Annotated in this window: 12 protein-coding genes; 10 read left to right on the top strand and 2 right to left on the bottom strand. The window is 73.1% G+C overall.

The features are described from left to right. Window positions 1-311: 311 nt before the first annotated feature. The 9 genes from ACZ52J_RS21690 (at window position 312) to ACZ52J_RS21650 (ending at window position 7617) form a co-directional block, all read left to right on the top strand. Window positions 312-1283 (top strand): urea transporter, encoded by a 972-nt coding sequence (locus ACZ52J_RS21690; RefSeq protein WP_465620875.1) that lies wholly within the window; start codon window positions 312-314, stop codon window positions 1281-1283. Window positions 1284-1339: 56 nt separating this feature from the next. Further along, on the top strand, window positions 1340-1645 hold the full coding sequence (locus tag ACZ52J_RS21685) for an urease subunit gamma (protein WP_360490399.1): 306 nt from the start codon (window positions 1340-1342) through the stop codon (window positions 1643-1645). Window positions 1646-1648: 3 nt separating this feature from the next. Further along, the gene (locus tag ACZ52J_RS21680) at window positions 1649-2575 is read left to right on the top strand and encodes a sirohydrochlorin chelatase (protein ID WP_465620873.1); all 927 of its coding nucleotides are present in this window, start codon (window positions 1649-1651) and stop codon (window positions 2573-2575) included. A 23-nt stretch (window positions 2576-2598) separates the two neighbouring features. Next, entirely contained in the window at window positions 2599-3036 is a 438-nt protein-coding gene (locus tag ACZ52J_RS21675) for an urease subunit beta (RefSeq protein ID WP_360490395.1), read from the top strand. Further along, window positions 3036-4760: an urease subunit alpha gene (gene ureC, locus ACZ52J_RS21670; RefSeq protein WP_360490393.1), complete on the top strand. Its 1725-nt coding sequence runs from the start codon at window positions 3036-3038 to the stop codon at window positions 4758-4760. The genes ACZ52J_RS21675 and ureC overlap by 1 nt, the downstream gene beginning before the upstream one ends. 68 nt (window positions 4761-4828) lie before the next feature. Next, entirely contained in the window at window positions 4829-5533 is a 705-nt protein-coding gene (locus ACZ52J_RS21665) for an urease accessory protein UreF (protein ID WP_465620871.1), read from the top strand. A gap of 42 nt (window positions 5534-5575) precedes the next feature. Continuing rightward, entirely contained in the window at window positions 5576-6196 is a 621-nt protein-coding gene (gene ureG, locus ACZ52J_RS21660) for an urease accessory protein UreG (protein ID WP_360490389.1), read from the top strand. A gap of 44 nt (window positions 6197-6240) precedes the next feature. Next, a complete protein-coding gene (locus tag ACZ52J_RS21655; RefSeq protein ID WP_465620903.1) occupies window positions 6241-7230 on the top strand; it encodes an urease accessory protein UreD in 990 nt (329 codons plus the stop codon). Window positions 7231-7245: 15 nt separating this feature from the next. Continuing rightward, complete coding sequence (locus ACZ52J_RS21650; protein WP_465620868.1) at window positions 7246-7617, top strand: hypothetical protein; 372 nt, start codon at window positions 7246-7248, stop codon at window positions 7615-7617. 261 nt (window positions 7618-7878) lie between these two features. Here ACZ52J_RS21650 and ACZ52J_RS21645 read toward each other — a convergent pair whose 3' ends face one another. Together ACZ52J_RS21645 and ACZ52J_RS21640 are read right to left on the bottom strand one after the other, a co-directional pair. Continuing rightward, window positions 7879-8325, bottom strand: coding sequence for a protein-tyrosine phosphatase family protein (locus ACZ52J_RS21645; protein WP_465620866.1), 447 nt, complete (start codon window positions 8323-8325; stop codon window positions 7879-7881). Between the two features lie 122 nt (window positions 8326-8447). Further along, entirely contained in the window at window positions 8448-9962 is a 1515-nt protein-coding gene (locus ACZ52J_RS21640) for a helix-turn-helix transcriptional regulator (RefSeq protein WP_465620864.1), read from the bottom strand. A gap of 148 nt (window positions 9963-10110) precedes the next feature. Between ACZ52J_RS21640 and ACZ52J_RS21635 the strand changes: the two genes are divergently transcribed. Beyond that, a complete protein-coding gene (locus ACZ52J_RS21635) occupies window positions 10111-11037 on the top strand; it encodes an NADP-dependent oxidoreductase (protein WP_465620862.1) in 927 nt (308 codons plus the stop codon). The last annotated feature ends 46 nt before the right edge of the window (window positions 11038-11083 follow it).

Below are 11083 nucleotides of genomic sequence, written 5' to 3'. Positions count from 1 at the left end.
CCCGGTGATCATGAAGCGTAGAGAACTCCATGATCGGGCGAACCGTGCCTGCCCTGCTACTACCGATTAGCTCGGCACCTACTGGCGGACGCCCTAAGTAAAACTTCGCAAAGAATTTCTCTCTTCAACGATCCCGACGCGTGCCGATTTCAACAGAATGTTGCAGCTCAGTGGCCTCGCGGTCACCCTTCGTCGATTTGACGTAGCTCCCCGTGTGTATTCAACTCCTCAATCCGTAGGAGTACGGTTCCGGAGGAATCGCCGGGGGTTGCCTCCAAACCCACCGGCCGTACCGGGAATTGGTGCGAAGCATGGGTCAGCAAAAGGGTGGGGAGAGCACGGCCGCCGCGGCTCGTCCGATATCCGTCAGGTTGGTCGCCGAAGTCCTGCGCGGCGTCGCACAGGTCGATTTCATGCCGTCCGTCATGTGCGGGCTCCTCTTCCTGGCCGCACTGTTCGCGGCCGACCCGCGGTACGGCCTCTACGGTCTGCTCGGCAGCGCCGTCTCCACCGCCGTCGCGCACGGGCTGGGGCTCGACCGGCGCGCCGTGGAGGCCGGGCTGCACGGGTACAACGGGTGCCTGGTGGCGCTCGGTTGCGCGGTCTTCCTCGGGGCCGGGCATCCGGCCACGGTCGCGGTGGCGGTGCTCGGGTCGGCCGTCGCCGTGGTGGTCACGGCGGGGCTCGGGGTGGTCCTGGAGACGTGGCGGCTCCCGGCGCTGACCGCGCCGTTCTGCCTGGTCGCGACGGCCGTCACGGTCGCCGCTCCCGGCTTCCGGCGGCTGTGGCGCGGCGCGGAGGCACCCGCCGCCCTGTCCGTGGCGGCCGCCGGCGAGACCGGGCTGACCTGGGACCAGCTCTGGCGCGGCTTCTTCGCGAACATCGGTCAGATCTTCCTCATGCCCCAGTGGTACGTCGGCCTGCTGTTCCTGGCCGGCCTGTTCGCGGCGAGCCACCTCGCGGGCCTGATGGCCTGCGCGGGCAGCGCCACCGGACTGCTCACCGCCTGGGCGTTCGGCGCGCCCGCCGAAGCCGTCGGGCAGGGGCTGCTCGGCTACAGCGGGGTGCTGGTGGCACTGGCGCTGTGCGGGGTGTTCGTCGCCCCGAGCGGCTGGAGCGCGGGCTACGCCCTGCTCGGCGCGGCCGCCGCCACCGTCCTGACGCCGGCGATCTCCGCGATCTCCGCGCCCTTCGGCGGCCACGCCTTCACCTGGCCGTTCGTGCTGACCACGATGCTGTTCCTGGCGGCCGTGCCGGCCGTTCCCCGTCTGCGCCGGGTCTGATTTCCCGTCCAACTCCTTGCATTTCATCGGATCCTCGGAAAGGAAGAGTGATTCCTGTGAATCTCTCGCCGCGTGAGATGGACAAGCTGTACATCTACGTCGTCGCCGATCTGGCCCGCAAACGCCGGGACCGCGGCGTCAAACTGAACTACAGCGAAGCCTGCGCGCTGATCAGCGAGGCCATCATGGAAGGCGCCCGGGACGGCCGCACCGTCGCCGAGTGCATGGAGATCGGCAAGCAGGCCGTCGGCAACGCGGACGTCATGCCCGGCGTGCGCGAGATGCTGCCGCTGCTCCAGGTCGAGGCCGCGTTCCTCGACGGCACCAAGCTCGTCTCCTGCCACGACCCGGTGGGTGCCTGAGACATGGCACGACCGCAGCCCGCCACCGTCGTGCTGGCCGGCGGACACGAGAGCGACGGCGGACGCGACCTGGCCACCCTGACGGCGCACGAGCCCGCCGTCCACGCCCCCAGTCACGCCACCGTCCATGCCGTCGCCCCCGCCGGCCGGCCGCTCGCCGAGGCCGTACGGTCGGCGCTCGCCGCGACCGACCGGCCGGTGTGCGTCGTACCGATGACGCTCGGCCGCGACCCCCGACTCGTGGCCGACACCGCCCGGGCACTGCGCTGGCTCGCCGCCGGGGACGGCCGCGGCCGGCTCGCCCTGACCGCGCCCTTCGGCGCCACCGAGCACCTCGTCGGCTGGCTGCGCGCCGCCGCCGCCACGGCCCCCGACGGCGCCGTGCTCGTCACCGCCCCGGCGGCCGGCCCCTTCGAGGACGCCGAGCTGTTCCGGATCGCCCGGCTGGTCCGCCAGTACGGGCGGCACCGCTGGGTGGAAGTCGCCTTCGACGGCGGCGACCCCGACCCGGCCGAGGGCGCCGAACGCTGCCGCCTGCTCGGCGCCCGCGAGGTGACGGCCGTTCCGGCCTCCTTCGGCCCGGCCCTGCGTACCGCGCGGGACGGCGCGCGGGCCGAGGCGCGGGAAGGCTTGCGGGACGGCACGTCCCCCGGCGCGCCCCTCGACGTGCGCGACGGCGGTCCGCTGCTGCGGCCGTCGGCGATCGCCGGCGTGGTCGCGGCCCGGACCGCGGCGGCGCTGCACCTCCTCGGGCACGGGGAGGACGGCATCCTGGCCGGCCTCGACGCGGAGCACGGGCACGGCTACGCGCACAGCCACGGGCCGGGCGAAGCACATGCGCACAGCCACGGGCCGGGCGAAGCGCAACACGTTCACCACCAGCCCCCCGCGCACCCCCACGTACGCCCCCACGCGCACACCCCCCACTGAACCGGCAGAGAGGAAGGCCAGCCATGTCCGGTGGCGCCGCATACCTGTACGGCGACGACCCGGTGGAGATCAACGCCGGCCGCGCCAAGGCCACCGTCACGGTCAGCAACACCGGTGACCGGGCAATCCAGATCGGTTCCCACTACCACTTCTTCGAGGCCAACCGCGCCCTCGACTTCGACCGCAACGCCGCCTTCGGCAAGCGCCTGGACATCCCGGCCGGCACCGCCGTCCGCTTCGAGCCCGGGGACACCAAGGACGTCACGCTCGCCGAGTTCGGCGGCCACCGCCGCCTGGTCGGCTTCAGCAACCTGGTGGACGGCGGCATCACCGCGCCCGCCACCCGAGCCCGCGCCATCGACCGGGCGATCGCCCTCGGCTTCAAGGGCACCAACCTCGACCACAAGGAAGGCCGGCCCCGGGACTTCCCCAGGGAGACCCGCCAGGAAGGTGCCCGCTGATGGCCATCCTCTCCCGCAAGCAGTACACCGACCTGTTCGGCCCCACCGTCGGCGACCGCTTCCACCTCGCCGACACCAATCTGGTGGTCGAGGTCGAACAGGACTTCAACCAGGGCCACTACGGCGACGAGGCCGTCTACGGCGGCGGCAAGGGCATCCGCGACGGCATGGCGCAGGACCCGGCCGCGACCTCCGTCCAGGGCGCGCTCGACCTGGTCATCACCAACGTCGTCGTCATGGACCCGCTGCTCGGCGTCGTCAAGGGCGACATCGGCGTCAAGGACGGCTTCATCACCGCCGTCGGCAAGGCCGGCAACCCGCACACCCAGAGCGGCGTGCACCCCGAGCTGGTGATCGGCCCGGGCACCGAGGTGATCTCCGGCGAGCACCTGATCGCCACCGCCGGCGGCATCGACACCCACATCCACTTCATCTCCCCGCAGCAGGTGCAGGAGGCGCTCAGCAACGGCATCACCACCCTCATCGGCGGCGGCACCGGCCCGTCCGACGGCACCAAGGGCACCACCTGCACCCCCGGCCCGTGGAACATCGGCCGGATGTACCAGGCCGTCGAGGACCTGCCGGTCAACGTGGGGCTGCTCGGCAAGGGCAACGGTTCGCTGCCCGGAGCGCTGCGCGAGCAGGTCGAGGCGGGCGTGTGCGGCCTCAAGGTGCACGAGGACTGGGGTAGCACCCCGGCCGCGATCGACACCGCGCTGAGCGTCGCCGACGAGTACGACGTCCAGGTGGCCATCCACACGGACACCCTCAACGAGTCCGGCTACTTCGAGGACACCCTGTCCGCGATCGACGGCCGCACCATCCACACCTTCCACACCGAGGGCGCGGGCGGCGGCCACGCCCCCGACATCATGCGGATCGCCGGCGAGCCCAACGTCCTGCCGTCCTCCACCAACCCGACGCTGCCCTACACCGTCAACTCGGTCGACGAACTGCTGGACATGGTGATGGTCTGCCACCACCTCAGCCACGACATCCCCGAGGACGTCTCCTTCGCCGACTCCCGGGTGCGCGCCGAGACCATCGCCGCCGAAACCGTCCTGCACGACGAGGGCGTCATCTCGATCTTCTCCTCCGACTCGCAGGCGATGGGCCGGATCGGCGAGTCCTTCACCCGCGCCTTCCAGACCGCCCACCACTGCAAGGACCAGCGCGGCAAACTGGCCGGCGACAGCGAACGCCACGACAACGTCCGGGTACTGCGCTACCTCGCCAAGCTCACCATCAACCCGGCCCTCGCCTCCGGCACCGCCGACCACATCGGCTCACTGGAGCCCGGCAAGCTCGCCGACATCGTGCTGTGGCCGATCAACTCCTTCGCCGCCAAGCCCAAGATGGTGATCAAGGGCGGGATGATCAACTGGGCGCTGATGGGCGACCCGAACGCCTCGCTGCCCACCCCGCAACCGGTCTACTACCGGCCGATGTTCGGCGCGTCGGGTCGGGCCAGGCAGGCCACCCGGGTCTCCTTCATGTCGCAGGCCGCGGTGGACCTCGGCGTCCCCGCCCGACTCGGGCTGGACAGCCGGGTCCTGCCGGTGCGGCGCTGCCGGTCGATCGGCAAGCAGCACATGGTGCGCAACGACGCGCTGCCGAAGATCGTGGTCGACCCGGAGACGTACAAGGTCACCCTGGACGGCGAGCCCGCGACCATCGAACCGGCCCGCGAACTGCCGCTCAACCACCTGTTCTACCTCGCGTGAGCGGGACTTCCGGCGTGAGCGGGACTTCCGGCGCGAGCGGGACTCCTCGCGCGAGCGGGACCTCCGGCGTGAGCGCAGCCTCCGAGGAGCGGCTGGACGCCCTGCTGGTCTGCCTCCAGCTGACCGACTCCGCCTTCCCCAGCGGCTTCTACACCCTCTCGCACGGCCTGGAGGGCTACGCCCAGGCCAAGGCGGTCACCCCCGACACCGTGCCCGACCTGCTCGCCGACCTGCTGCGCCACGGCGTCGGACCGTCCGACGCCACCGCGCTCGCCCTCGCCCACCGGGCCGCCACGGCGGGCGACTGGGAGCTGCTCGCCGAGACCGACCAACGGCTGCACGCCACCAAGCTCAACCGTGAGCTACGGCTGGCCGCCACCCGAACCGGACGCCAACTCCTGGACATCGCCCGGGAATCGGTGGGCGGCGAGCCGCTGGAACGGTACGCGGCGCTGGTCGCGGACAAGCGCGCCCCCGGCTGCCAGGCGGTGGCCGCCGGGGTGGCCTACGCCTCGGCCGCCGTCCCCGTCGAACAGGCCGTCACCAGCGACCTGTTCGCGTTCTGCACCAGCTTCGTCGGCGCGGCCCTGCGCCTGCGGCTGACCGACCACCGCAGGGCGCAGGTGGTGCTGCGGGCGGCCGCACCGGTCATCCGTGAGGTCGTATCGGCGGCACTGGAACGGGAGTTGGCCGACCTGGGCGGCTGCGTGCCGGTCGCCGACGCGATGTCCGGACGGCACGAGCGGGCCGAGGCCCGACTGTTCGCGAGCTGAACCCGCCTTTTTCGTACGTCATTTCGCACCAGAGGAGGAAAGTTGACCGAGAACGTGCTCCGTGTGGGCATCGGCGGCCCGGTGGGCTCCGGGAAGACGGCGCTGATCGAGGCGCTCGTCCCGGTGCTGATCGCGGGCGGCCACCGCCCCGCCGTCATCACCAACGACATCTACACCCAGGAGGACGCCCAGCACGTACGCCGCACCCTGGCCGGGATGCTGGACCCCGAACGGGTGGTCGGAGTGGAGACCGGCGCCTGCCCGCACACCGCCGTCCGGGACGACCCGACGATGAACCTCGCGGCCGGCGCCGAACTCCTGGAACGCTTCCCGGACGTCGACACCCTGCTGTTCGAGTCCGGCGGCGACAACCTCACGCTGACCTTCAGCCCGGTACTGGTCGACCTCTTCCTCTTCGTCCTCGACACCGCCGAGGGCGAGAAGATGCCCCGCAAGCGTGGCCCGGGCATCACCGAGTCGGACCTGCTGGTCATCAACAAGATCGACATCGCCCAGTACGTCCGCGCCGACCTCGGCATCATGGAGTCCGACGCCCACCGGGTACGCGAGGGCGGTCCCGTGGTGCTCACCAACTGCCTGACGGGGGAAGGGCTGGAGGAGATCGCCGCGTTCCTGGAGACCTTCCGGAAGGTGCCGGCGTGACCGCTGCGGGTGTCGTGACCGACGGGGCGACGGGCGTGACGGGCGTGACGGGCGCGGCGGAGGCGGTACCCCGGCTCGACCCCCGCCACTACGAGCCGGTCCGCGTCCCGTACGAGGTCCGCCGCCACGCCGGGACGCCCGACACCCTCGCGGTCGGGCGCCCCGGCAAGGTCGGGCTGCTGGAACTGGCCTTCGAGAAGATCTGCGGACGCACCGAACTCACCGGCCACTACCAGAAGTCACCGCTGCAGATCATGCGCCCGCTGTACTTCGACCCGGCCCGCCCCGACCTCGCCGTCACCTTCCTGATGTCCACCGGCGGCGGCATCCTGCAGGCCGACCGGCTACGGACGGACGTGCGCTGCGGCGCCGACACCGCCGTCCACCTCACCACCCAGGCGGCCACCAAGGTCTACCGGATGGAGTACGACTACGCGACGCAACTCCTCAACCTGACGGCCGGCCCGGGCGCCTACGTCGAGTACCTGCCCGAGCCGGTGATCCCCTTCGTCGACTCCCGCCTCTACCAGCGCACCGTCCTGACCGTCGACCCGGGCGCGACCGTGCTGGCGAGCGAGACCGTACTGGCCGGCCGCCTTGCACGCGGCGAGCGCAACGCCTACCAGGTGTTCGCCTCGGACCTCGAAGTACGCCGCCCGGACGGCCGGTTGGTGGCCCTGGACACCGTACGGCTCGAGCCCGCGCGGGCCGGGGCCCCGGCCGGGGCCGGCGGCGGTGTCACGGGCGTCACGGGCGTCACCGGTCCGGCCGTCCTGGCCGGCCACGACGTGATGTCCAGCCTCTACGTGCTCAGCCCGCTCGCCCCGCCCGCGCAGGTCGCCGACACCCTGCACGAGGCGCTGGCCGGCTGCGGCCTGCTGTACGGCGTCAGCGTGCTCCCCGAGGACAGCGGCGCCTGGCTGCGCCTGCTCGGCTCCGACACCCGCACCTGCGCGGCCGCCCTGCGAACGGCCTGGGACGCGGTGCGGCGACTGCTGATCGGAGCCCCGGCACCCGACCTCCGCAAAACCTAGGCGTACGGTGGCGGGATGGCCCCGAGGACACCGCGCAGAATCCATGTCGACGGCCGCGACTACCACTGGGTCGTCCGCTCCCGCGACAGCGAACACGTGGTGGTGCGCGCCTGGCTCGACACCGGCGAGCGTTCCGGCCGCGCGGGCCGCCCGCTGGAGGTCACCCGCCGCTTCGACGACCCCTGGCTCCACTACGGCGTCCTGCTGACCGCCCCCGCCGACCGCATCGCCGAGGTCTTCCAACTCGCCCCCGTCACGCCCTCCTTGGCCGAGGCCCTGATTCGCGCCGGACGCGCTGCCGGCTGGCATCCGCACGAACCGGGGGCACCGCAGCGCTACACCATGGAAGGCGACCAGACCGACTTCACACTCCTCCGGGAGGAGTGAACGGCGAACGGGCGCCCGGAGACGCACCACACGAGCCGTGCCCCTTCGCGCCAACCTGACCGCGCGCGGCATCGTTGCTGCTCGGCATCGCCGCTGCTCGGCGGCGGCGGTGCTGGGTGGCGGCGGTGGTGGCGGTGCCGGGGCTCAGGAGGCGGCGGACGTGAGGTGCGCGACGGCCGAGAGGTCTGCTCCGGCGGCGCGACGGACCTCGGAGGAGTGAGGCGGTTGGTCGTCCTGTCCTGAGGTGCCCCGCCCGTGAGGTCAGGCCATCCGTTCCACGAACTTCCGCTGCCACGGCGTCTCGACCGCGTGTCGGCTGTAGTGCTCTCGCACGTACGCGACCGCCTCCGCGGCCGGGACGCCGTCCAGGACGGCGATGCAGGCGAGCGCGGTGCCGGTGCGCCCGCGTCCTCCGGCGCAGGCGAGCTCGACGCGGTCGGTGGCGGCGCGCTCCCAGGCTTCGCGGAAGGCGTCGGCCGCGTCCGCGCGGTCGCCGGGCAGCCGGAAGTCGGGCCAGCGGACCCAGCGGTGCTGCCACTCGATGCCCTTCGGTGGGCGGCCCAACAGGTAGAGCCCGAAGGTGGGTCGGGGGCCCGGCGGCAGGGGGCGGCTCAGGCCGCGGCCGCGCAGGAGGCGGCCGGAGGGCAGCCGCAGGAGGCCGGGGGTGGCGGGATCCCAGGTGGTCGGCTGCTCGGTTGCGCCGGTCATGTCGCCTTTCCTTTCGAGGGGTTGTCGGAGTGGGTCGGATGCCAGGATGCCCGACGGTGGCGGCGAATGTTCGCCCTGGCAGGCGCCCGGCGACGGGCCGCCGTGGTCAGTACATCCGGGGCTCAGGACGCCACGTGCAGCCCCACCACGCCGCCCGGCATCCCTGCGCGGTGGGCCAGGGCCGCCGCCTCGCCGCGCGAGGCCACGCCCAGCTTCGCCAGGATGTTGGCGACGTGGAACTTCACCGTCGACTCGCTGATGTGCAGCGCGGCGGCGATGTCGCGGTTGCGGCGGCCCTGGGCGAGCTGGTCGAGGACCTCCGACTCCCGTGGCTGGAGGCCGTCCAGCGGATCGGTGGCGAGCGCCGGCTCGGGGAGGGTGAGCGGCAGGTCGACGGTCACCGTGGTGCCCCAGCCGGGGACGGCCTCGACGGTGCAGCGGCCCCCGAGGGCGGCGATCCGGTCGGTGGTGCGGTGGACGGTGAGGGCGTCGACGGCCAGCACGCCCAGGCCGTCGCCGCGGACCACCGCCCGCAGGGCGTCGTCCGGGGTGAACTGCCAACTGACGTGCAGGCGAGCCGGCTTCTCCTGCTCCAGCATCAGCAGGACGGCCGCCCGGACGGCGTCCCGGGCGGTGTGCGCGGCGTCGGCCGGGACCGAGCGGGCGGCCTCCGCCGGGGGTGCCGCGTCCAGCCGTACCCGGGTGTGCCGCAGCAGCGGGCGCAGCTCCCGGGCGAGCCGGGCGAAGGCGGCGTCGGCGGTCTCCTCGCTGAGCGCGCGGTCCAGGTCGGCGCCCTGGCGCAGGTCGAGCAGGGCGGTGACGGCCAGTTCGGTGGCGCTGCGGCGCGCGGCCGCGTCGTCCAGGTCGGCCGAGCGCAGCGGCGCCAGGATGGCGCTGAGCGCCGCGCTGTGGGTGCCGGTGAACTCGGCGATCGCCCGGGCGCGGGCGTTGGCGGAGGCGCGGGAGGCCGCAGCGTGCTTGGGGCCGGCGTCGGTGGCGCGGTGGTCGGAGTGGGCGATGACCAGGTCCCACAGCTGCTGCAGCACGGCGAGTGCCCCCGGTGCCACGGGGGCGGTGTTCGCCCGGACGAGTACCAGGACGGCGCCGTTGCCGGTGGTCGGTGTGCTGCCGGTGTCGATGGTCGATGTACCGCCGTTGCCGGTGGTGGATGTCCCGCCGGTGTCCGGTGTGCGGCCGCCGGGTGTGGGGTGACCTCCCGGAGCGGCCGAGACGACCACCACCGGCCGGATGCGGCCCGCGAGTTCGGCCTCGCCCTGCCAGGGGCGGCCGGTCGCGGTGGTTGCGGTGGTGCGCTCGGCCAGCCGGGACAGCTCCAGACTGCTGACCCCCTCGGTCAGCTCGGGCAGGCCGTGGGCGTGCGTGGGGGCGTGGGTGCAGACGCCGCTGAGCTGGGCGATCGCCACGTGCGGGACGAGCGTGCCGAGCATCCGGGAGAGGCGGAGCAGGAGCTCCGGCCGGGGCGTGCGCAGCACCTCGACGGCCCGCGCCAGCGCGTCCTCGGGGCGGCCCCAGGACTCCCGCCACTTCTCGTCCGCGCCGCCTGGACTTCCCGCGCCGCCTGGAGTCCCTGCGCCGCCCGCGCCGCCCGTCCCGTTCATGCCGTCCGCACCATCCATGTCATCGAGCCTAGTCCGGTGGCGGCCGGGTCCACCTGGCCGTTCGGACAGGTTGAACTGTCCGAACGGCAGGGTCCCCGCTCGCGGCCCCCGGACCAGGATGGGAACCGTCGGATGTACCAACTCCACGAGACCCCAGGGAGCTTCCATGACCAAGGCGATCGCCTTCCACGAGTACGGCGGCGCGGACGTCCTGCGCCCGATCGACATCGAGCTGCCCGCCCCCGGGCCCGGCCAGGTGCGGGTCGCGGTCCGCGCGGTGGGCGTCAACCCGCTGGACCACAAGGTGCGCAGCGGAGCGATGAACGAGGTCTTCCCGGTCACCTTCCCGGCCGTGAACGGCTACGAGCTGGCCGGTGTGGTGGAGGCCCTCGGTGAGGGCGTGAGCGGCTTCGCGCCCGGCGACGAGGTGTTCGGCGCCGTGATGGGCGGCGGCTACGCCGAGCAGGCGCTGGTGTCCGTCGAGATGCTGGGCCACAAGCCGGCCTCGCTCGGCTGGGAGGAGGCCGCGGCGATCCCGGTGGCCGCCGAGACCGCCGAGCGGGCGCTCGACCTCCTCGGCGTGCGGGCGGGCGAGACCCTGCTGGTGCACGGCGCGGCGGGCGGTGTCGGCACCGTCCTGCTGCAGTTCGCCCGGGCGCGCGGGATCACCGTGGTCGGCACCGCGAGCGAGGCCAACCACGACTACCTGCGCGAGCTCGGCGCGATCCCGGTCACGTACGGCGAGGGCCTGGCCGAGCGGGTGCGGGCGGCCGCCCCCGACGGGGTGGACCGGGTGCTGGACGCGGCCGGGCAGGGTGGGGTGCTGCCGCTGTCCATCGAACTGGCGGGCAGCGCGGACCGCGTCCTCACCATCGCCGACTTCGTGGGCGCCCAGCAGTACGGGATCCGCGTCACCGGCGGCGCCGAGGTCGAGTTCTATCACCAGCGCGCCTACGCCGCCGCGCTCGCCCTGCACGAGGCCGGCACCCTGCGGCTGCCGCTGCACCGGGTGTTCCCGCTGGCGGAGGCGGCCGAGGCGCAGCGGGTCAGCGAGCACGGGCACCTGCGCGGCAAGATCGTCCTCACGGTCTGACTCGCGTCCGGCCGAGTCCGCGCCGCCGGCCTCGGCGGCCTCGGCG

This window comes from Kitasatospora sp. NPDC034035 (assembly GCF_055575755.1).
This window is presented reverse-complemented; position numbering and strand designations above follow the sequence as displayed.